Origin of the sequence: Streptosporangium sp. NPDC051023, assembly GCF_040689595.1 — a bacterium.
Taxonomy (GTDB): Bacteria; Actinomycetota; Actinomycetes; order Streptosporangiales; family Streptosporangiaceae; genus Streptosporangium.
Genome location: NZ_JBFBCE010000096.1, coordinates 14,537 through 36,114 on the forward strand (window position 1 = coordinate 14,537; position 21,578 = coordinate 36,114).

A 21,578-nucleotide genomic window follows, 5' to 3' on the forward strand; every position below is an offset into this window, starting at 1 on the left:
CGCGCCAATCCTTACCCACCCGGGCCACCGTCGCCACCCTCTTCCCGAAATCGTCCGTCAACGATGACCTCCCGGAGTCTGCCGGTTGATTCGGGTGACGGACCCCGAACGTCGCACCCGGTCAGCGGGTTCGCCATCGCGGTCCCGCCCTCCACTGTTTTCCGGCCGATGTTCGCCGCCAGGCGCGAAAGAAAGATTTCCCACTCCCGGGAGACCTGATCCACCCCTGTCCACGAAATCAATGACCCGATTCCTTTGCTTTGCTTTCGTGCGGAGAATTTCTGTGCCTAGACTGCCTTACCGGTGACGGATCGGCCACCGGGTTGGCAGCCCAGCTCAGAACGGATGATGACAACCATCGGTCTATTCCGGACTGAGATAGACGGCGCCACTTGATAAAAAGTCCGTTTTTTCTAATTGGGGAGGAAAAGCGATGGAAATGGTGCCGTCTCTCGACCCCGGGTCCCCCCGTGTGCGGTTCGGCGCGGAGATGAAGCGCCTGCGGGAGGCCGCGCAACTCTCGCAGAGCGCCGTGGCCTCTCGCCTCGGCTGCACCCAAACCCAGGTGAGCCGTCTGGAGAAGGCCACCCGGACCCCCTCGAAGTCAGACGCCGAGAATTTGGACCGACTCTTCGGGGCGGTCGAGGGCGTCTCCTTCGCCCAGCTCTACCAGCGGATCACCGCCCAGCCCGGGAGTCCGGTCTGGTTCCGGAGCTGGAGCGAGGAGATCGAGCCCACCGCCCGCGTCCTGCGCTCCTGGGATCCCCTCTTGGTACCGGGACTCCTCCAGACCGAGGCCTACGCACATCACCTCTTCAGTCGAGGCCCTCAGATCGCGTGCGAAGAGGTGAAGCGACGTGTCGAGGCCCGTATGCGGCGGCAGCGGATTCTCGACCGGGAAGACCCACCCATGTTCTTAGTCCTCATCGACGAGGGTGTGCTGCGCCGCCGAATCGGCGGTCCTGAGCTGATGCGGGAACAACTCAGTTACCTGCTGGAGGCTGTACAGCGCCCCACCATCTCCATCCAGGTCGTGGATTCGGAATGTGTAGCGGGTCTGGCAGGAGCCTTCATGATCGCTGAGCTCCCCAACGGAGAGCCGAATGTCGTTCATTCGGACTCACCGGCTCGGGGACAGATAACGACTGATCATGACCTTGTAGTCTCAATCTGGAAGCGCTATGAGACGATACGACTATGGGCCTATCCTGAGCACATATCCCTCAAAATGATCGAGGAAGTGAAGCGGGAATGGACCTGAGCACCGCTGTGTGGCGGAAGTCATCGCGTTCTTCGGACAACGGCGGACAGTGCGTGGAAGTCGCCGCCAACCTTCCCGGAGTAGTCGCTGTCCGCGACAGCAAGAACCCCAACGGCCCCAAACTGCTCTTCACTCCTACCGAGTGGCAATCCTTCATCGGCAGCGTCAAGACCGGAGAATTCGACCGCTGACCTGGTTCGGACGGTCGGGAAAAGCCGATCGTCCGAACCATAAGTTCATCCCGGACGGCGACAGAGACAGTATCGCCCCCTACGTCAGCATCGGCCGCCCGATCAGGACACGCCCCGCCGGGGTTCCTCGGAGTGGTCGAGGAGCAGGCCGTCGATGAGGGCGCGCAGGCCCTCGCGGTAGGTGTCCTCGGCGGTGAGGGCGGCCCACCGGCCCGCGAGGGAGGCCAGGCGCGGCAGCGTCTCCGGGTCCAGGTCGGCGAAGACCTGTTCGCGGTAGGTCGGCCGGTCGTCGGCGGCGCGGCGGCGTCCCGAGGACGTTCTGATGATGATCTCTCCTGCGGTGTAGTACCAGACGGCCCGGTAGGCGTGAACCGCCTGCTCGGCAGTGAGCCCGCAGGCGACGGCGGCGTCGACGATGTGCTCGGCGTACCAGAGCCCGGAGGCCGACAGGAGGTCGTCGGCGACGAGGACCTCGACGATCCACGGGTATCCGGCGAGCGCGTCGTGCATCGCCGCCGCGGCGGCGACTTTCGAGGGGGTGCCCCATCACCTGCCGGTACGTTCGGTGCGCCATTGCCGCGCCAGCAGCCAGATCAGATAGCAGCCGCCCGCCACGCCGGTCAGCACACCGACCGGAAGCTGGGTGGGGGCGAGCAGCCGCTGGGCCGCCAGATCACTGACGGTCAGCATGACCGCGCCGGTCAGCGCGGACGCGGTGACACCGGGCCCCGCCGACCGGGTCAGCCGCCTGGCGACCTGTGGCGCGGCCAGCGCGACGAAGGCGACCGGGCCGGCGGCGGCCGTCGCGGACGCGGTGAGGACGACCCCGGTCACCATCACGCAGGCCCTGACCCGCTCCAGCGGCACGCCCAGCCCGGTCGCGACGTCCTCGCCCAGCTCCAGCGCCCGCAGCGGCCTGCCGAGCCCCGTCGCGACGGGCAGCGACACGACCAGGACCACCAGCAGTGGCCGGACGTGCTCCCAGCCGCGCCCGTTCAGACTGCCGGTCAGCCACACCGCGGCGCTCTGGGCGTCGCCGAACGACGCCTTGGCCAGCAGGTAGGCGTTGAACGAGGCCAGCAGCGCGCTGACGCCGATGCCGACGAGCACCAGCCGGTAGCCGCGCACGCCGCCGTTCCAGGCCAGGAGGTACACGACGGCCGCGGTGAGCGCGCCTCCCGCGACTGATCCCCCGGCGACGGCGGCCGGACCGGCGCCGATGACGAGGATGGCCACGAGCGCTCCCGTCGCCGAGCCGACCGTGAAACCGATGACGTCGGGGCTGCCCAGCGGGTTGCGGGCCAGGCTCTGGAACAGCGCGCCCGCCGCGCCCAGCGCCAGTCCCACGAGCGTCGCGGTCAGGACGCGGGGCAGGCGCACCTGCGTGACGACGTAACGTTGCGCGCGCCTGCCAGCACCGCCGAGGATCCGCAGCACCTCCTCCAGCGGCAGCGGGTAGTCGCCGGTGGCCAGCGTGTAGGCAGCGACGGCCACCAGGGCGACGGCGAGCGCGAGGCAGACCGTCGCGGTGCGCCGTACGGCTCGCGCGCGTGACCGGCCCACCGGCGGGCGCGGTCCTGGCAGGGGCCCGTTCACCCGGTACGGCGAGGTCCCGGGCACGGAGGCGGGGACGGCTGCTCGGCCGGGTTTCACAGCTCTGCGAGCTTTCTGCGCCTGACCAGCGCGATGAACAGGGGAGCACCCAGGAAAGCGGCGACCACACCCGCCTCCAGTTCCTCGGGGCGAAGCAGCACCCGGCCCGCGACGTCGGCGGCCAGCACCGCGACCGCGCCGAGCACCGCCGCGTAGGGCAGGTTCCAGCGCAGGTCGGACCCGGCGAGAAAGCGGGCGGCATGGGGTACGGCCAGGCCGACGAAGGCGATCGGACCGACCGCCGCCGTGGACGCCCCGCACAGCAGCGTGACCGTCAGCAGGCCCAGCGCGGTCACGCGAGCCGGGCTCGTGCCGAGGGCGCGCGCCGTATCGGCGCCGAGGCTCATCGTGTTGAGTGAGCGGGCCAGGGCGAACGCCAGCAGCGCGCCGACGCCGAGGAACGGCGCCACCTGTGCCGTCACACCGGCGTCGATTCCGCCGAAGGTGCCGACCTGCCAGAAGCGGAACCGGTTGAGCGTCAGCGGGTCGAGCAGGATGAGCCCGCTGACCAGCGAGGTGAGCACCGCGGTCGTCGCGGTGCCCGCCAGTGCCAGCCGGACCGGGGTCGCGCTGGATCCGCCCATGCCGCCGAGCAGGTAGACCGCGACCGCCGCCACCACCGCGCCGAGCAACGCGAACCACACGTAGGCGGTGAAGGTACGCAGATCCAGCAGCGCGGTCGCGCCCGCCACCGCGGCCGCCGCGCCGCCGTTGACGCCGAGCAGGCCGGGGTCGGCCAGCGGATTGCGGGTGAGGGCCTGCATCAGGCAGCCCGCCAGCCCGAGGGACGCGCCCACGGCGATGCCGAGCAGCGTGCGGGGCAGGCGAGAGGTGTGCACGACGATCCAGTCGTCGTCGGCGGGGGCGTGAGTGAACAGGACCCGCAGTACGTCGGCGGGCGCGACGTCCTTGGCCCCGACCGCGATGCCCGCCACGGCGAGCAGCGCGAGTACGGCCAGGCAGCAGGCGAGCCCCGGCACGAGCCGCCTGCCGCCCCACTCGCCCTGCCGCCCGGCCGAATCGGGGGTGGGCCCGGCGGGCACGGGGTGGCCGGAAGCCGGTACGGGTACGCCGGAAAGCAGACGAGGAGTCGTCGCGGCGGCCGCTGCCGAGTCCTGCCGGGCCACCCGCGGGTCGGACTCGGTCACTCGGCTTCGTCGTCCTCGTGGTGGTCGTGGTCGGCCGTCCCGCGTTTCCAGTAGCCGTCGACGTCTACCTGCTCCTTGGCCAGGCCACGCTCATGGCGCAAGTGACGACGGATCGGCTTGAGCGTGGTGGCCTCGCCCGCGACCCAGGCGAAACCGATGCCCGGCGGGAACTCGACGGCACGGATGGCCCGCTCCAGCAGGTCACTCGTCCCGGGAGCCGCGGCGCCTCGGTGCAACCAGGTCAACGTCAGGTCGGTCGCCGTGGCGAGGTCCTGTTCCTCCTGAGGTCCGGCGACCTCGGCGAACGCGATGACCCTGACACCGGCGGGGAGCATCTCCAGCCAGCGGCCCAGCGCGGGGATCGCGGTCTCCTCCGCGGCCAGCAGGTACCAGTCGTGGGTCAGGGGCAGCACCTCAGAGCCGCGGGGGCCGAGCACGCCCAGCCGCATGCCGGGCTCGGCCCGCTCCGCCCAGGCCGAGCCGACACCGTCACCGTGCAGGACCATGTCCACGTCCAGTTCGAGGACGTCGGGCCGGTGGTGACGGACCGTGTAGTCACGGGTGACGGGCTCGACGGGAGCGTCCACCCAGGTGTCGTTCTCGATCGTCGGCGGGACCGGGAAATCGGCGCCGGGCTCGGCGAAGCACAGTTTCACGTGGTCGGTGGGCGCCTGCTCCCTGAAATCGGCCAGTTCCCGGCCTCCCAGTGTGATCCGTACCGTGCCCGGAGTGATCCGCCTGACCCGTTTGACCTCCAGCACCCGGTAGACGAGGGGGTGCCGGACGATCGTGGTGCGTGGCAGGCTCATCGCCCTACAGGCCCTTCAGGATGGTCGCGATCTGGTCGAGCACGTCGATCGAGGTGCCGTACCTGTCGGTGGTGGCGTAGGTGATCGGCAGCACCTTGCCGGCCTTGTCGGCCTTGAGGAGTTTCCAGGCGGGCTTGGCCATGAGGTCGCGTGTCTCCTGCGGCACCTCGCCGGTGGCGAACATCCTCGGCACGAGGATCACGTCGGCGTCGGCCAGCACGCTGATCTTCTCGTCGGAGTAGGTGACCTCGTGCTCCTTGCCGTCGTCGGAGGCGGCGGAGAACGTGGCCCCGGCGTCGGCCAGGACCCGTCCGACCCACGAGGTACGGGTGTCGACGAGGAACTCGCCACCACCGTAGGAGGAGGCGACGGCCCACTTCACGGTGGCCAGTTTGTCGGCGTAGGCGCTCTTGATGTGCGCGGCCTTGGCCTCGTAGTCGGCCTTGAGTTTGGCGAACTCGGCATCCCTACCGACGGCTGTGGCGATTTTCCGCTGGGCCTCCAGGAGGTCCGGCGGGGTCTTGATGCCGAAGTAGAGGGTCGGTGCGATGCCTTCGAGTTTCTTGACGCCCCAATCGAAGGCGGTCGCGCCCTCCACGATGATGAGATCGGGGTCGAGTGAGGCCACCTTCTCGATATTGGTCTCGATTCCCGAGCCGATGGACTCGATCCTCTTGGCCGCCTCGACCTGCGAGGGCAGCAACTCCATCGGGTTGTTCTCGTCGATCGCGCTGGTGCCCACCGGCTGCACCCCGAGATCGAGCAGGGCGCCCGTGGCGTAGGAGATCGAGACGATCCGCCTGACGTCGCCCGGCACGGTGATCTTCCCGTTGGTCGCCTCGATGACACGGTCGGCCACGGCGGAGGGAGTCATCGATGCGGGGACGGCGACGTTGGAGCCGCACGCGGTCAGCACCGCGAGCGCGCAGGCGGACAGGCTCGCGGTCACACGGCGGCGCATCAGGTCGGCGGTCATGTCGCTCCAATATTAGGTAAGGCTTACTTAAGTTTGCGCATGATCCCCCGGATGTCAATTTGCAAATGTCACATTTGACACCATGCCCCCACCTCCCACCGGAGATCAGGGGCCACGCCGGGCACGCGCCACTCGCGGCGTGACCGATTACCCGCCGCTTTCGCCTTCCTCGCCCTCAGATGACAGTCCGGCCGCGACGGTCACCGCGAAGGCCCTGCGACACGCGCCCAAAGACATGGAGCGATGACCAAGAGTCACGTGAAGAAAGTGAATTCATGAACGTCGAGCGCCCCCCGACCAGCGCCGTCATCGTCGCCGCCCCACTGCTGGACACGTCACCGGCCTCGTCCGCCGGCGCCATGCTGACAACGACCCCGGGCCGCCCCGACGCTGAGAGCGAGAACCACCCGCGGCCGGGTGAAAGCAAAAGCTAGGGGGCCACCCTGCCGTTGGCCACGAAGGCCGCGTGGGTCAGGGGCATGAGGGCCGACCAGGCGGCTTCCATCTTCTCCGCGACCATCTCGATCTCCCGCTGGGGGAACGAGGGCACCCTGGCCTGTTCGTTCTTGGTGCGCAGCGACAGGAAGTGCATCAGGGAGCGGGCGTTGCACGTGGCGTACATCGAGGAGAACAGGCCGACCGGCAGCACGGCCCTGGCCACCTCGCGGGCGACTCCGGCCCCCAGCATCTCCTGGTAGGCGGCGTAGGACTGCCGGTAGGCCGCCTCCATCGCCTCGGTCACGATCTTGTGCTGCTCCTCGCTGCCCTCGACGAAGACGTACTTGCCGGGGCGCCCCTCCTGCACCAGCTTCCGCTCGGGGCCGGGCACGTAGAAATCAGGCTGAAGCTCGCGGTAACGCCCGCTTTCCTCGTTGTAGGACCATCCGACCCTGTGGCGATGGAACTCACGGAAGACGAAGATCGGGGCCCTGACCAGGAAGGTCATGGAGTTGTGCTCGAAGGGGCTGCCGTGGCGGTCGCGCATCAGGAAGTTGATCAGGCCCTTGGAGCGCTCGGGATCCTTGTGAAGCTCCTCGATGGACTGCTCCCCCGCGGTCGACACCCGGGCCGCCCAGAGCACGTCTGAGTCCGAGGCGCTGTGCTTGACCAGCTCAACGGTGACGTCGTCAAGGAAGCGGGGCTGACTGTCGTCCACGGGCGGGACCTTCCTGTGTCGGGGATCGGGCGGGGTCAACCCTACCGCCGACCTCGGTCACCGCTTCGCGCGACATGGCGGCGGGCGCTCCGGGGCAGGCTCGCTTGGAGGAGCCGCCGCTTCGGGGGGTGGCGAGTCTTCGTGCTCGGACGGGGCACGGTAATCGCGCAGGGGGCGGTTGATCATACCTACGGTGACAACGGTGAGCGCGGCTGCCAGGCCGCCTGCGACGAGCGCCATGGGTGCGGACGTGAGGGAGGCGAGAAGTCCTCCGCGGAAGTTGCCGACCTCGGGGCCGGCGATGCCGATGACGTGCTCGACCGAGGAGACCCGCCCCCGGTAATGGTCGGGTGTCTCGAACTGGACCAGTGCGCCTCGTGTGACCACGGCGACGGTGTCGGCCGCACCGGCGATCGCGAGGCAGCAGAGGGCGAGCCAGAGGGGTCCGGCCAGGCCGAAGCCGGCGAGGGCAAGACCCCAAACCGTGGCTGCGACGAGCTGGACGAGGCCGCTGCGGTGTAGCCGGGTGACGGTCCCGGAGAGCAAGCCTGCGCCGAGCCCGCCGATTGCGATCGCGGAGAGAAAAAACCCCAGGGTCCGGGGGTTGCCCTCGAAGCGGATCTCGTTGATCAGGGGGAAGATCGCGATCGGCATCGCCAGGACGGTGGCGGCGAGGTCGGCGGCGAAGGAGCCCCACAGGGCGGGGCGCTGAAGGATGATTCGCCAGCCTCCTCGGGCTGGGCCGCGACGTTGACGCGCGCCGTACCCGGGTTGCCGGTCGCTGTCGGTGCGCAGGGCGGCCATCGGAGGTAGTCGAACCACGGCGATCAGCGACGCGACGCCGGCAAGGGCTTGGATCGCGTACGCGGCGGGGTAGTGCCACTGTGCGAGCACGATGCCGGCGAGGGCGGGCCCGACGAGCATGGAGGCCTGGAAGGCGACGTTCTGCAGGGCGAGCCCGGCGGCGACCTGCTCAGCGGGAAGCAACCGGACAGGGAAGGTGCGCCAGGCCGGGGCTCCGAGCGCCGCGCAGCCGGACTGTACGGCGACCAGGGCGAGCAGCAGAAGGACCGACCGGTTTCCCGCGGCGGCCTGCGCCACGAGGCCTACGGCTGCCAGCACCTGGCCAGCGGTGGTGGTACGGACGAGGGTCCTGCGGTCGACGGCGTCGGCCAGTGATCCGCCGACCAGTCCGAGGACGAGGAGAGGTACGGCCGTGGCAAGGCCGATGGCACCGGTCCAGAGCGGGCTGTGAGTGAGGTCCCAGACCTGCAGAAGGACGGCCACACCGGCGATCTGCTGACCGATCGAGGCCAGGGAGGACCCGATCCACAGGTCACGGAACGGCTGACTGGCGCGGAGGGGACGGACATCGATCAGCCGTTCGCGCCAGGTCACGAGCACGGCTCCGCGGGCGTGGAAGTAGCCGCGGGCGTCGGGTCGGCAAAAGGCTCATCAAGGTGGGCGAGGATCCGATGTCGCATGGGTCGCCGTTCCAGCGCACGCTCCAGCTCGGCGACGACAGCGCTGAGCGCATGGGGGATCTCGTCGTCGAGCTCGGCGACGGCGGCCTCGGTCGCGCGCCACTCGGCCTCGAGGAAGGGGATGAGCGCGCGGCCGCGGTCGGTCAGGGTGATGCGGCGCGTGCGGGCGTCGGTACCTAGCTCGGAATCGACCAGTCCCTCACGTCGCATGGCCGTGAGCGTCTGGCTCATCGCGGAGTGCGAGCGGCCCAGCGAGTCCGCCAGTTCGCGGATCGTCAGCGGCCCGGTATGCGCGAGGCGGATCAGGGGATAGGCGAACCGGGGACGGACTCCCTCGATGCCTCGCTCGACGTACACAGATTCGATCTGGGCATCCAGGGCGGCCAGCAGGACGTGAAGCGCATCCCATCGCCCAGGCGACGCAGTGGGATCCAAAGATGTCACAGCACTAATATAACAGCACTTATATATAAGTGCTCACATAAAGCGCCCAGGGGCACGACCAGGGTCTGAGGAACATCGAAACCGGATCGTGGGCTGGGCGTTCAGTTCTTACGCCCGATGTCGACCGGCAGCCCACGGACATGGGCGCCCACCATCTGCCGAAGCTCGTAAAGTGTCACCGGAGTGCTAGAGGTGGTAGATGCGGCGGGCGTTGCCAGAGCCGATCATGTGGGCGACCCGTACGGCGTCGGAGACGCTCCACTCCCCCGCCGCCAGCCGTACGGCCAGCGCCCCCGCCAGGCCTCGCCGATACTGGAGCGCGCTCAGATGGCAGGTCTCGGCGACGCCGTGGCCGTCGGAGCCGAACAGCTGCTTGTGGAACGGGACGAGGTTGAGCAGCCGCCCGACGACCGTGGCGGCTTCGGCCGCGGTGTGGGCGGGCGCGAAACCGACGTCCACGTAAACGTGCGGGAAGGTGGCGGCGAGGTAGGCCGCCTGGCGGTGGAACGGATGGCAGTGCAGCAGGACGACGGGCACGCCGATCGGTTGCGTCGCCCGGATGAAGCCGGTCATCAGCGCCGGGTCCGTGCGGTGCGGGTCGAGGCCGGGGGCGCCGTAACCGGTGTGGAACTGCAGCGGCAGGTTGCGGTCTCTGGCCACGTCGACGGCCGCCCAGAGCAGGTGACGCAGCAGCACGGGGTCGCAGAGGCTCTCTTCCGGGTCGGCCAGGCGCCGGTTGGCCGCGGCGATCACCGCTCCCCTGCTCGGCCTCGCCGGGTCGAAATCCAGCCCGTTCCGATAGGCGATGACCGAGGTGAGGCCGACGGCACGGGCTGCCATGGCGGCGAGGCCGTCGTTGAGGTCCACGATGTAGGAGACGCCGGAGACGGCGGAGGCCGCGACGTCCCGCTCGACCTGCTCTATCCGGACGATCTCGTCGGCCGCGGCGCCGCCGAGGCGGCCCATCTCCGCCGTGGACAGCAACTCGGGGCCATTGAGCCCGGTGTCGACGAGGAAGGCCACGATCCCGGCCTCGCACAGCAGCCGCCGGTTGACCTCCGCCGCGCCGAGTTCGGCCCTACGCGCCAGGTAGACGGCAGGGGGCACGTGCGGGTCCAGGTCCAGGACCGGCGCGCACCAGCGGCGCACCGCAAGGCCCGCCGGGGTGTCGAAGTGGGTCGCACCCGGCGGTGCGGGGGCACCGGCCTCGGTGATGAGCGTCTCGAAGCGGGCCCGCGTCAAGTCGTCGCGGCGCACCGCGTGGCAGTGGTGGTCGACCAGCGGGGCCAGCACGGCCTCTCGCACAGCGTCGGGCAGCTCGACGAGCGCGTCGCCCGCTCTCATGCCGTCTCCTCCCAGGACCGCCGCGACCGCGAGCGGACCGGCAGCACCGATCCGCCCGCGGCCTGACACCAGCCTCACACCAGGAGCAGCACTCTACGACTACCGAGCGTGACCTCGCGGGCCTTTAGGCAGAGGCGCGGCAGAGCCTCAGCACGTTGGCGATGATCCTGGCCCCGGCCCCGCCCTCCGCGGTGAGGATCGACTCGGGGTGGAACTGCACCGCGAAACGCCGCCGTGCCACGTCCTCGATCGCCATGACCGCGCCGTCCGGGGTGAGGGCGGTGGCGGTGAAACCGGCGACGCCCGGCTGCTTGGCGTGCAGGGAGTGGTAGCGGGCGGCGGTGAACTCCTCGGGGAGGCCGTCGAGCAGCGCGCTGTCGCCGATCCGCTTGACCCGGCCCCGCTTGCCGTGCTCGGGGTAGGACAGCAGTTCGAGCGTGCCGCCCGCCTGCTCGACCATGCCCTGCAGGCCGAGGCAGACGCCGAAGACCGGCAGGTCCCGCTCGTAGAGCGCCTCGACCAGCCCGGAGAGGCCGAAGTCGGAGGGCCAGCCGGGTCCCGGCGACAGCACCACGAGCGACGGCGCGATCTCGTCGATCATGCTCACCGGGAAACCGTGCCTGAGCGTGACGACCTCGGCGCCCTGCTGGCGGAAGTAGTCGGCCAGCGTGTTGACGAAGGAGTCCTCGTGGTCGACGAGCAGCACCTTCATGCCCTCGCCCGGCCGCTCTGCGGCCTGCTCCGGCACGACTTCCGCGGACCGGACGGCACCGACCGCGGCCAGGGCTCCGAGCAGGGCACTGGCCTTGAGCTCGGTCTCCCGCTCCTCCGCCTCGGGGTCGGAGTCGAAGAGCAGCGTGGCTCCGGCCCTGACGGTGGCGACGCCGCCGCGGATCTGCGCGGTGCGCAGGGTGAGGCCGGTGTTCATCGAGCCGTCGAAGCCGATGTAGCCGACCGCTCCGCCGTACCAGCGCCTGGTCGTTGCCTCGTGGTCCTCGATGAACTGCATCGCCCAGGTCTTGGGGGCGCCGGTGACGGTGACGGCCCACATGTGGGTGAGAAAGGCGTCCAGCGCGTCGAACTCGGGGCGCAGGCGTCCCTCGATGTGGTCGACGGTGTGGATCAGCCGTGAGTACATCTCGATCTGCCTCCGCCCGATGACCTGGACGGTTCCGGGGACGCAGATGCGGGACTTGTCGTTGCGGTCCACATCGGTGCACATGGTCAGCTCCGACTCCTCCTTCACGCTGGACAGGAGGGTGCGGATCGCCTCGGCGTCCTCGATCGGGTTGCTGCCGCGGGCGATGGTGCCGGAGATCGGGCAGGTCTCGACGCGGTCGCCGCTGACCCTGACGTACATCTCCGGGGAGGCGCCGACCAGGTGCTCGTCCTCGCCGAGGTTGAACAGGAACTCGTACGGCGCGGGGTTGACCTTGCGCAGGCCCCGGTAGAAGGCGGCCGGGTCGGTGCAGGCCGCGTGGAAGACCTGGCCCGGGACGACCTCGAACAGGTCACCGCGGGCGAACTTCTCCTTGGCCGCGGCGACGACCTTGGCGTACGTGCCCCTCTCCGGGTCGGCGGGGATCTCAGCGGGGGCGGGAGGCAGCGGGACGTTCTCCCCCTCGCGATCGAGACCGCGGGTGGAGACGCCGTCCACGGTGAACTCGTAGCGGAACTCCTTGCTGGTCTCCCTCTTGCGGTCGATGACCATCACCCGGTCGGGCAGGTGCAGGACGAGGTCGCGCTGGCCCTGCGGCCGGGTGAGGACCTGCCTGATCGGCTCGAACTGGAAGGCCAGGTCGTATCCGAAGGCGCCGTAAAGGCCCAGGTGCTCGTCCTCGCCCTTGAACGCCGCGATCACCTCGCGGATCGCGGTGAAGACGGTGGGGCGGCGGCTGCGCAGTTCCTCGGGGAGGATGTCCTCCGACTCCGGGACGTGGACCTCGACGTGGTCGGCGGTCGGCTCACCGGTGGGCTTGCCCGCGGCGAGCAGGCAGGAGGCGACGGCGGGCAGGACGACCCTGCCGCGCGCGTTCAGCGCGCGGGCGGAGATCCTGCGGCCCCTGGCCACGATCTCCAGGCACGGGTCGACGTAGGCGAGGTGCCATCGGCTGTAGCGACCGGGATACTCCATCCCCGAGGAGAGCACGCCGCCGCGGCGCTCGCCGAGCGTCGTGACGACGTCCTCCAGCACCGTCTCGGGCACATCGGAGGCGGTTACCTCGACCTCTACGCCGCCCGCGGTGGTATATCCACTCGTCGTCTCCACTGCTACCTCGCCCCTTGATTTTCCTGATGCCCTCAAAGAGGCGGCGGACGCAGAAAAGGCCGCCTCTCCGGGGCGGCCGTCTGTCTGCTCTCGCGAATGCGAAACCTGCGCCGCCTAGAAGCGGCGCCACCACTGAAGGGTGTCGGGGTATCGCATGCCCAAAGACTACCGGCGAGACCTGTGATCATGCAACGTACCCGCGAAGCAGGCGTGGCGAAAACCTGTAGCCAGCACGCATCCTTTTCTGTTACCAGTAGGTAGGAAGCCGGTTCTGTTACCGGCTGGTAGGAAGCCAGGCGAGGAGGGGCGCATGGCGATCACATGGCCGCGGGCCGTTCAGCGGGTCACGGTCCAGCGCGACCTCCCGGTGCCGATGCGCGACGGGGTCACGCTTCTGGCCGACCGCTACGCGCCGGTCGGCATCGAGCGCCCGCCGACCATCCTGGTCCGCTCGCCGTACGGCAGGCGCGGGATGTTCGGGCTGGCCTACGGCCGGACGTTCGCCCGCCAGGGGTTCCAGGTCATCCTGCAGAGCTGCCGGGGCGGATTCGGGTCCGGCGGCATGCTCGACCCGCTTGGCGACGAGCACGACGACGGGCTGGCCACGCTGGCCTGGCTGCGCGCCCAGCCCTGGTACGGCGGAAGCCTCGCGACGCACGGCCCCTCCTACCTGGGCTACACCCAGTGGGCGATCGCCCCGTTCGCCGGTCCCGACCTGAAGGCCATGGCGACCTCGGTGACCGCCTCCCAGTTCCGCGACGCCGCCTACGTGGGCGGGGCGTTCGCGCTGGAGTCGTCGCTGATGTGGACCACGCTGACCTCCTCGATCGACAGCCCGCTCGGCGGGGCCGCCGCGTTCCTCGCGCCGCGCAAGACCAGACGGGCGGCGCTGTCCGGGCGGCCCGTCGGGGAGATGGACGTGCTGTCCGCCGGGCGAGGCCTGCCGTTCTTCCAGGAACTGCTGACCCACCACGCCGACCCCGGCACCTACTGGGCCATGCGCGACTTCTCCGCCTCGGTCGGCGAGGTCGAGGCGGCGGTCACCATGGTCGGCGGCTGGTACGACGTGTTCCTGCCGTGGCAGATCAAGGACTACACGGCGATGCGGGCCGCGGGCAGGCGCCCCTACCTGACGATCGGGCCGTGGTACCACGCGGACATCCGGCACGGCAGGGCGGCCAACGCCGACGCGCTGGCCTGGTTCAGGGCCCATCTGCTCGGCGACCTCTCCGGGCTGCGCGCGCAGCCGGTCAGGCTGTACGTCACCGGTGCGGAGGAGTGGCGCGACTATCCCGACTGGCCGGTGCCCGGCATGCGGGAACAGCGCTGGCATCTGCTGCCCGGTCTCGCACTGGCGCCGGACAATCCCCGCGACGGCGAACCCGACCGGTACCGTTACGACCCCTCGCACCCGACCCCGGCGCTGGGCGGCCCGGTCCTGCTGGGCAACTCGGAGCCGCGCGACAACCGGCGCCTCGAGGCCCGGCGCGACGTGCTCGTCTACACGGGTCCCGAGCTGCGTGAGGACACCGACATGGTCGGCCCGGTCCGCGCCGACCTGTACATCAAGACGAGCACCGAACACGCCGACGTGGTGGTCCGGGTCTGTGACGTGCATCCGGACGGCGCCTCCTATGACGTATGCGACGGCGTGCGCCGTCTGACGCCCGGCAACCCCCAGGCGGGGCCCGACGGCGTCCGCCACGTCCAGGTGGACCTGTGGCCGATCGGTCACCGCTTCCGCAGGGGCCACCGCGTCCGCCTACAGATCGCGGGCGGCGCCTATCCCCGCATCGCCCGCAACCTCGGTACCGGCGAGCCCCTGGGTACCGGCAGCGCGATGGTCGCCTCGGAGCACGAGGTCTTCCACGATCCGGCGCGTCCCTCCGCCGTCGTGCTGCCGCTGGTGACCGGCTGAGCGTCGCCTCATGCCCGACTCCGGGAGGAGGACGGCCCTGGCGGGAACTCCCGGAACCCCCCGGAAGGCGGCGGGCGGGTTAGGGTCGGTAGGTGCGCGCGGCCAGGTTGATGTCGTTGGTGCTGCTGCTCCAGGCCAGAGGTGGGATGACCGCCGCCGAGCTCTCCAGGGAGCTGGAGGTCTCAGAACGGACCGTCCACCGGGACGTGCTGGCCCTGTCTGGGGCCGGGATCCCGGTCTACGCCGATCGCGGCAGGGGCGGCGGATACCGCCTGCTCGAGGGGTACCGCACCCGCCTCACGGGTCTCGACAGGGCGGAGGCCCAGGCGCTGTTCCTGTCCGGTGTGCCGCAGGCCCTGCGGGAGATGGGACTGGGCGAGGTGGCGGCCACGGCGCGGCTCAAGGCGTCGGCCGCGCTGCCGCCGGGCTCGCGCGACGCCCACGAGAGCGCCGCGCAACGCTTCCACCTGGACGCACCCGGCTGGTTCGCCCGAGGAAAGCCATCCCCCGAGGCGCTGGTGCCGCTGGCCAGGGCGGTGTGGGGCGACCATCCGGTGACGGCCCTCTACCGAGGAGCCCGCCGGACGCTTGAGCCGTACGGACTGGTGCTCAAGGCCGGGGTCTGGTACCTGGCGACCCGCTCCGCGATCTACCGGGTGGATCGCTTCGCCGAGGTCGAGATCCACTCGGAACGGCGTTTCGATCGGGACCGCGGCTTCGACCTGGCCGCCTTCTGGGACGAACGCGCCGCCGACTTCGCCCGCTCCCTGCTCACCACGCGCGTGACGGTACGGCTCAGCCAGGAGGGCCTTCGCGCGCTTCCCGTCCTCGCCGACCCGGCGGCCGTCGACGAGGCCCTCGCCTCGGCGGGGGAGCCGGACGGGCAGGGCCTGGTCACGGTGTCCCTGCCCGTCGAGTCGCTGGAGGTCGCCTACCACCAGATCCTCAGGTTCGGCCCCGAGGCCGAGGTCATCGATCCGCCCGGCCTGCGCGAGCGCGTGGCCGACGCGACCGCGCGCCTGTGCCGCCTGTACGGCATGCCCGCGCAGGAGACCGCGCCCCACGGCACCGGCCCGTGACCCGGGACCGGGACGGCCCGCGTGCTCAGCGGTATCCGGTCACGTCGGCGGGCCTGTCCCTGTCCTGGACCTCGACGATGTAGCGCCAGGCGTCCGGCCTGCTGCCGTCCACGTCGGTGAAGCCGTAGATCTGGGCCAGCTGCCCACTGGACAGGGACTGCCCCGACCAGCGGTCACGGTCCTCGTCCCCGGCCAGCGCGACGACCGCGCGTCCCGTGTAGGCGGGTGACTCCGAGATAGCGAAATGCGGCTCCTTCGCCAGGGCGTCGCGCCAGGTGGCCTCGGTGACGCCGTAGTGCTCCAGCATCATCTCCGAGCGCAGCCAGCCCGGTGTGAGCGAGACCGCGGCGCAGCCGTACGGCTTGAGCTCGTGGGCCTGGGAGAAGGCCAGGCGATTCACCGAGACCTTGGCCAGGTCGTAGAAGAACGAGACGCGGTAGTTGGCGGCGTTGTACTCGGCGGTGCCGTCGGTCACCTCGATCACCAGGCCTCCGGGGTTGCTGGTGAGCAGGGGCAACGCATGGTGGCTGGTGATGACGTGGGTGTCGATCGCCAGCCTGAGCAGGCGCAGGCCGTCGGTCAGCGAGTGCTCCCAGAGCGGGGTGTTCCAGGCCGCGAGCGGGTCGCCGCCCCAGATGTCGTTGACGAGCAGGTCGAGCCTTCCCCGCTCGCGCCCGATCCGCTCGACCAGCCCGCGCACCTGCTCGGACTCCAGGTGATCCACCTGGACGGCGATGCCCTGGCCACCGGCGCGCGTCACCAGCTCGGCCGTCTCCTCGATGGTCTCGGAACGGTTCATCTCCGAGCGGTGCTCGCGGGTGGTCCTGCCCGTGCAGTAGACCGTGGCCCCCGCCGCCCCCAGCGCCGTCGCAATCGCCCTGCCCGTTCCCCGCGTCGCCCCGGCGACCAGGGCGACTTTCTCCTGCAGTGTCTTGTCCATACGACCGACTCTGCCCGGGAAAGAGGACATCTCATGTCATGTTTTCTCGGCCTTCTTGTCCCCGGGCAGCGCCGTGCCCCGGGGTCAATGGATCGAGTCGACGAAGCGCCACGCGTCGGGCTCGGTCATGCCGGTCTCGCCCCGGACGAGGAAGACGGCCTGTTCCGCGCGACCAGAGGCCTTGAGGTCGCGGACACGATCGGCCAGGTCGGCACCGCCGCGCTGCGGGAGCTCGGGAGGCGGCCCGCCGGGGTGCGAAAGGTGTCCGGGGAAGGGGGCGGGCGTCTGGAGCCTGCCCGCGGCGAGATCGTCGACATACCGCTTGGCTTCGGCGAGACCGAGCCCGGTCCGCTCCCGGACGAGTTTGACGGCATGGATCTTCTTGCCCTGCCCGAGGAGCGACTGGACCTGGGCCTGCAGGCCGACAGGACCGGAATCACCCTTAAGACCGGCGGAACCGGAAGGGGGGACGGGCGAGAAGGATGTGGAGGGACGCGCGGCGAGCCGTACCAGCAGGACGAGACCGGCGGCGACCCCGGCGACGACCAGGATGACGACCAGCCCGATGATGAGGAGCTCCGTTGGCCCGAGATTCGGCATCTTCTGATGCTATTGCAGGCTTTGCCGACGATCTCACTTTTTCCAGTGAGTTTCGGCTATCGGCCGTCCCGCCGTTCCCACTTTCCCCTGTTTCGAAACCGTTTCAAAGCCTACCCTTCGAGGGGTATCGCGAGGGCGTGGACGTCGGAGTAATCCTCGGCCACGACGACAGCGCCGCGTGACATCATGACCGGGCCCGGCCTCCGCACCGAATGAGATGAGAAAGCCCGTTCTCCTGGCCACGGAGCACGGACCTGCCTACCGTTCGCCGCGTAAAGCGCCCCGTTCGGCGCTCGGTGATCGCAATGAAACAATCGCGTAATTACGCTTCCGGTCAGCCGAAGGAGTCAGTCGCATATGGCTGTCCGCTCCCCACTCCGAGGAGACCGCGTTGACCACTCCAGAAAAGGAAAGAAGTGATCGCAGCCCGTGGAACTGGCTGTTGATCGTTCCAATCGTCCTGCCTTTACTACCATTCCTCTACAACGCCCTCGATCCCCGTCTTTTCGGCTTCCCACGGTTCTACTGGCTCCAGCTCGCCTTCATCGCCGTCGGCGTCACGTGCACGACGGTCGTCCACCGGGCGACCAGGCGGAGGCGGTGAACCTGTGAGCGCACACCTGACCGAGATCGTCATCTTCTCCGCGCTCTTCCTGGCCGTCAGCGGCATGGGCTTCGTGGCCGCGCACTGGCGCCGCCCGCACAGCCTCGCGAGCCTGGACGAGTGGGGGCTCGGCGGCCGGAGCTTCGGCTCGTGGGTCACCTGGTTCCTGATCGGCGGCGACCTCTACACCGCCTACACCTTCGTGGCCGTGCCCGCCCGGCGGTGGGGGGCGGGCGCGACGGGGTTCTTCGCGATGCCGTACACGGTCATCACCTATCCGATCGTGTTCCTGGTGCTGATCAGACTCTGGTCGGTCTCGCACGTGCACGGGTTCGTGACACCGGCCGACTTCGTCAGGGCCCGCTTCGGCTCCCCGACGCTCGCACTGCTCATCGCGATCACCGGCATCGTGGCGACCATGCCCTATATCGCGCTCCAGCTCGTCGGCATCGAGGCGGTGCTGAAGTCGATGGGGGTCAGCGGACACCTGCCGATCGTCATCGCCTTCGCCGTCCTGGCCGCCTACACCTACCAGTCGGGCCTGCGCGCCCCGGCCCTGATCGCCTTCGTCAAGGACTCGCTGATCTACATCGTGATCCTGGTCGCCGTCGTCGTGATCCCGCTGAGGCTCGGCGGATGGGGCACGATCTTCGACGCGGCCCAGGCCAAGTTCGCCGCCACGCCCGCGCCGGGTGACGGCATCCTGCTCAACGCCAACAACCAGCTGCAGTACGTCACCCTGGCGCTCGGCTCGGCGCTCGCCCTGTTCCTCTACCCGCACAGCGTCACCGGCGTGCTGGCCTCGAGGAACCGCGACGTGATCAAGCGCAACATGTCGGCGCTCCCCCTCTACAGCCTGCTGCTCGGCCTGATCGCGCTGCTGGGCTACATGGCCATCGCAGCCGGGGTGAAACCGATCGTGACCGCGGGCAGGCCCGACAACAACACGATCGTGCCGCAGTTGTTCGACCAGATGTTCCCCGACTGGTTCACCGGCGTGGCCTATGCGGCGATCGGCATCGGCGCGCTGGTTCCCGCGGCGATCATGTCGATCGCCGCAGCGAACCTGTTCACCCGCAACATCTACCGGGAGTTCGTGAAACCGGACGCGAGCGACGCGGAAGAGGCCCGGGTCTCGAAGATCGCCTCACTGCTGGTCAAGGTCGGCGCGGTGTTGTTCATCCTGTTCCTGGACACCGGCTTCTCCATCGACCTCCAGCTCATCGGCGGCGTCATCATCCTGCAGACGTTCCCGGCCGTGGCACTGGGCCTCTACACCCGCTGGTTCCACCGGAGCGGCCTGGTCGCAGGGTGGATCGCGGGCATGACCACCGGGGTCCTGCTGCTCTACGGCATCAGCAACCCGGCCATCGGAAAACAGCATTTCGCCGGATCCGCGTTCCCGCTGGAGAACCTGGGACTGAACACCAAGATGACGATCTACGCGGGCCTCCTCGCCCTGGCCGTCAACCTGCTCGTCGCCGCGGCGGGCACGGTCATCGCCCGTGCGGCCAAGCTCGCCGAAGGCCAGGACGCGACCCGTCCCGACCACTACGTCGCCGACGAGGGTGACCCCCGGATCAAGGAGCTCGATCTCATCCACTGACATCCGGTACGGCTCGCACCCCGCGAGCGGGTGCGGGCCGGACCATTCTCCGCGGTTCCGGGAGACGACGGAGCGTCACCAGGATAACCCTAATTACCTACCGTATTAGTTGACAATTATCGGCGCGGAGACCTACCGTGAAGACGTGACCACCCCGCTGTACCTCACGACACGGGGTCACGTGGACCTCTGCCGCGTGGCCAGCGCGCTGTGTCCTTCCAGCCGGCCTCGATCCTGAAAAAGATCCTCGTCTGGAAGGAACCCACAATGTCATCCCCCGTCATCACCCCCGTGGCCGGGCGCATCGGCGCCGAGATAACCGGCGTCCAGCTCGGTGGCGAGCTGCCAGCGGAGACTGTCAAGGAGATCCGGGCGGCGCTGCTCCGCCATAAAGTGATCTTCTTCCGCGGCCAGGACCACCTCGACGAGCTCGGCCAGGTGGCCTTCGCCACCCTGCTCGGCCCCCTGACGACCGCCCACCCGACCGTCCCCGCCCTGAGCGACGGCTCTCCCATCCTCGACCTGGACTACAGCAACGGCCAGAAGGTCGACCGGTGGCACACGGACGTCACCTTCGTCGACCGGCCGCCGCTGGCCTCGGTGCTGCGAGCCGTCGTCGTCCCGCCCGCGGGCGGCGACACCCTGTGGGCCAGCACGGTGGCCGCCTACGAGAACCTTCCCCGGGAGGTGGCCGAGCTGGTCGACGGTCTGCGCGCCGTACACACCAACCAGTTCGACTACACGCGGGTCACCACCTCCGACAACCCCGAACGGGTGCGCGAGTACGCCGAGATCTTCGCCTCGACCACTTTCGAGACCGAGCATCCCGTCGTCCGCGTCCACCCCGAGACGGGTGAAAGGTCGATCCTGCTCGGCGACTTCGCCAAGCGCATCGTGGGCCTGCCGGGTGACGTGTCCGCCTCACTGATCCGCCTGATCCAGGATCAGGTCACCCAGGTCGAGAACACCGTCCGCTGGCGCTGGGCACCCGGCGACGTCGCGATCTGGGACAACCGGGCGACCCAGCACCGGGTCGTGCACGACTTCGGACAGCAGCCGCGCCGCCTGCACCGGGTCACCATCGCCGGTGACCTGCCGGTGGGCATCGACGGCCGTCCAAGCAAGGTCCTGACCGGAGACGCCTCGGACTACTCGCCCATCTCCCCCGTCACCCCCGTCACCCCCGTCGCCGCCTGACGCCTGCACATCCCGAACGGGCGCGAACGCACCGGAGAAAACCCCGGCCACCCCGCCCCTCCTGATCAAGCCCGCCCGGCTCCTCCTCCACCGGGCGGGCTTATTCATTCATCAGGTCGTTCGTGCCGTCGGCGCCCTGGCATCCCTTGTCCGCGAACGTCGTCAACGGACCGATGGGCTCCTGCGAGTGCCGTCCAGTCCGGACTCGCTCTCAGAGAACGGTGGGAGCGGGCTCTTCTCCTGGACGGTTCAGCCCTCGTCGCCCGCCGCGAAGGTCACCTTCTCCGTGTCGACGGTCCCGGCTCGGCGCCCGGGTCCGCTCTGCCACTGCCAGTAGAGATTGGTGTGCGCGATCACCTGGTCCGGGGACGGCGCGCCGTACGCGCTGAGGTCTTCCGTCGTGTGCGCGTCGCCGACCAACGTCACGTCGTATCCACGGACGAAGGCCCCGTGAAGGGTCGAGCGGACGCACGCGTCGCTCTGCGCGCCCGTGACGATGAGCCGGCCCACCCCCCGCTCGGCGAGCAGCGTCTCCAGCTCGGTGTCCTCGAACGAGTCACCGTAGGTCTTGTGAACGAGAGGCTCGGAATCTCGGCGGACCAACTCCGGGACGTACTGCCAGCCCTCGCTGTTCCGCTTGAGTTCGTCGCTGGAGTGCTGCGTACGGTTCGACCTCGGCATGAAACTTGGACGACCGCTCACGATGAAAATGGCTCATCACATGGAGGAACCGGGAGGCTGGGAAACCGGGAAATGCCCGGAAAACGCAAAAAGGGCCACCCGAACCGGGTGACCCTCAAAAACGCAGAAGGAGGGCCACCCAAACAGGTGACCCTCCCTCAAAAGATTGTCCGGCGGCGACCTACTCTCCCACACCGTCCCCGGTGCAGTACCATCGG

General features: G+C 69.4%; 21 protein-coding genes. 8 read left to right on the forward strand and 13 right to left on the reverse strand.

The genetic code is table 11. The features are described from left to right. The first annotated feature begins 433 nt into the window (after positions 1-433). Positions 434-1,261, forward strand: coding sequence for a helix-turn-helix transcriptional regulator (locus AB0395_RS40215; RefSeq protein ID WP_366290956.1), 828 nt, complete (start codon positions 434-436; stop codon positions 1,259-1,261). Next, positions 1,252-1,452 (forward strand): DUF397 domain-containing protein, encoded by a 201-nt coding sequence (locus AB0395_RS40220; RefSeq protein WP_366290958.1) that lies wholly within the window; start codon positions 1,252-1,254, stop codon positions 1,450-1,452. Before AB0395_RS40215 ends, AB0395_RS40220 begins: the two co-directional genes overlap by 10 nt. Positions 1,453-1,554: 102 nt before the next feature. Here AB0395_RS40220 and AB0395_RS40225 read toward each other — a convergent pair whose 3' ends face one another. From AB0395_RS40225 to AB0395_RS40270, 10 genes are all read right to left on the reverse strand, one after another. Beyond that, positions 1,555-1,962 carry a TetR/AcrR family transcriptional regulator C-terminal domain-containing protein gene (locus AB0395_RS40225; RefSeq protein ID WP_366290961.1) on the reverse strand — a complete coding sequence of 136 codons (408 nt, stop codon included), beginning with the start codon at positions 1,960-1,962 and terminating at the stop codon, positions 1,555-1,557. 36 nt (positions 1,963-1,998) lie between these two features. Beyond that, positions 1,999-3,015 carry an iron chelate uptake ABC transporter family permease subunit gene (locus tag AB0395_RS40230; RefSeq protein WP_366290964.1) on the reverse strand — a complete coding sequence of 339 codons (1,017 nt, stop codon included), beginning with the start codon at positions 3,013-3,015 and terminating at the stop codon, positions 1,999-2,001. 86 nt (positions 3,016-3,101) lie between these two features. After that, entirely contained in the window at positions 3,102-4,253 is a 1,152-nt protein-coding gene (locus AB0395_RS40235) for an iron chelate uptake ABC transporter family permease subunit (protein ID WP_366290967.1), read from the reverse strand. After that, positions 4,250-5,062, reverse strand: coding sequence for a siderophore-interacting protein (locus tag AB0395_RS40240; protein ID WP_366290969.1), 813 nt, complete (start codon positions 5,060-5,062; stop codon positions 4,250-4,252). The genes AB0395_RS40235 and AB0395_RS40240 overlap by 4 nt, the downstream gene beginning before the upstream one ends. A 4-nt stretch (positions 5,063-5,066) precedes the next feature. Next, positions 5,067-6,038, reverse strand: coding sequence for an ABC transporter substrate-binding protein (locus tag AB0395_RS40245; RefSeq protein ID WP_366290971.1), 972 nt, complete (start codon positions 6,036-6,038; stop codon positions 5,067-5,069). Positions 6,039-6,468: 430 nt separating this feature from the next. Then, complete coding sequence (gene thyX, locus AB0395_RS40250) at positions 6,469-7,194, reverse strand: FAD-dependent thymidylate synthase (RefSeq protein WP_366290974.1); 726 nt, start codon at positions 7,192-7,194, stop codon at positions 6,469-6,471. Positions 7,195-7,251: 57 nt separating this feature from the next. Next, positions 7,252-8,592 (reverse strand): MFS transporter, encoded by a 1,341-nt coding sequence (locus AB0395_RS40255; RefSeq protein ID WP_366290977.1) that lies wholly within the window; start codon positions 8,590-8,592, stop codon positions 7,252-7,254. Continuing rightward, positions 8,589-9,122, reverse strand: coding sequence for a MarR family transcriptional regulator (locus tag AB0395_RS40260; protein WP_366290979.1), 534 nt, complete (start codon positions 9,120-9,122; stop codon positions 8,589-8,591). The genes AB0395_RS40255 and AB0395_RS40260 overlap by 4 nt, the downstream gene beginning before the upstream one ends. A gap of 186 nt (positions 9,123-9,308) precedes the next feature. Further along, complete coding sequence (locus AB0395_RS40265) at positions 9,309-10,466, reverse strand: amidohydrolase family protein (protein ID WP_366290981.1); 1,158 nt, start codon at positions 10,464-10,466, stop codon at positions 9,309-9,311. Between the two features lie 124 nt (positions 10,467-10,590). Beyond that, positions 10,591-12,735 carry an anthranilate synthase component I gene (locus AB0395_RS40270; RefSeq protein WP_366290983.1) on the reverse strand — a complete coding sequence of 715 codons (2,145 nt, stop codon included), beginning with the start codon at positions 12,733-12,735 and terminating at the stop codon, positions 10,591-10,593. Between the two features lie 310 nt (positions 12,736-13,045). On the opposite strand from AB0395_RS40270, the gene AB0395_RS40275 reads away from it, so the two are divergent. Next, entirely contained in the window at positions 13,046-14,653 is a 1,608-nt protein-coding gene (locus AB0395_RS40275; RefSeq protein WP_366290986.1) for a CocE/NonD family hydrolase, read from the forward strand. Between the two features lie 92 nt (positions 14,654-14,745). Further along, positions 14,746-15,732, forward strand: coding sequence for a WYL domain-containing protein (locus AB0395_RS40280; protein WP_366290989.1), 987 nt, complete (start codon positions 14,746-14,748; stop codon positions 15,730-15,732). 25 nt (positions 15,733-15,757) lie between these two features. On the opposite strand, the gene AB0395_RS40285 is transcribed toward AB0395_RS40280, so the two are convergent. Both AB0395_RS40285 and AB0395_RS40290 read right to left on the reverse strand, forming a co-directional pair. Then, the gene (locus AB0395_RS40285) at positions 15,758-16,672 is read right to left on the reverse strand and encodes an SDR family oxidoreductase (protein ID WP_366290991.1); all 915 of its coding nucleotides are present in this window, start codon (positions 16,670-16,672) and stop codon (positions 15,758-15,760) included. 84 nt (positions 16,673-16,756) lie between these two features. After that, the gene (locus AB0395_RS40290) at positions 16,757-17,272 is read right to left on the reverse strand and encodes a ribosomal protein L7/L12 (protein ID WP_366290993.1); all 516 of its coding nucleotides are present in this window, start codon (positions 17,270-17,272) and stop codon (positions 16,757-16,759) included. A 442-nt stretch (positions 17,273-17,714) separates the two neighbouring features. On the opposite strand from AB0395_RS40290, the gene AB0395_RS40295 reads away from it, so the two are divergent. The 4 genes from AB0395_RS40295 (at position 17,715) to AB0395_RS40310 (ending at position 20,679) form a co-directional block, all read left to right on the forward strand. Beyond that, the gene (locus AB0395_RS40295; protein WP_366290996.1) at positions 17,715-17,876 is read left to right on the forward strand and encodes a DUF3311 domain-containing protein; all 162 of its coding nucleotides are present in this window, start codon (positions 17,715-17,717) and stop codon (positions 17,874-17,876) included. Positions 17,877-17,880: 4 nt separating this feature from the next. Next, a complete protein-coding gene (gene mctP, locus AB0395_RS40300) occupies positions 17,881-19,482 on the forward strand; it encodes a monocarboxylate uptake permease MctP (RefSeq protein ID WP_366290999.1) in 1,602 nt (533 codons plus the stop codon). Between the two features lie 145 nt (positions 19,483-19,627). Beyond that, positions 19,628-19,720 (forward strand): putative leader peptide, encoded by a 93-nt coding sequence (locus AB0395_RS40305; protein ID WP_366291001.1) that lies wholly within the window; start codon positions 19,628-19,630, stop codon positions 19,718-19,720. Positions 19,721-19,749: 29 nt separating this feature from the next. Continuing rightward, positions 19,750-20,679, forward strand: a complete 930-nt coding sequence (locus tag AB0395_RS40310; protein ID WP_366291003.1) for a TauD/TfdA family dioxygenase — start codon at positions 19,750-19,752, stop codon at positions 20,677-20,679. Positions 20,680-20,928: 249 nt separating this feature from the next. On the opposite strand, the gene AB0395_RS40315 is transcribed toward AB0395_RS40310, so the two are convergent. Beyond that, positions 20,929-21,360: an isochorismatase family protein gene (locus tag AB0395_RS40315; RefSeq protein WP_366291006.1), complete on the reverse strand. Its 432-nt coding sequence runs from the start codon at positions 21,358-21,360 to the stop codon at positions 20,929-20,931. Positions 21,361-21,578: the final 218 nt, after the last annotated feature.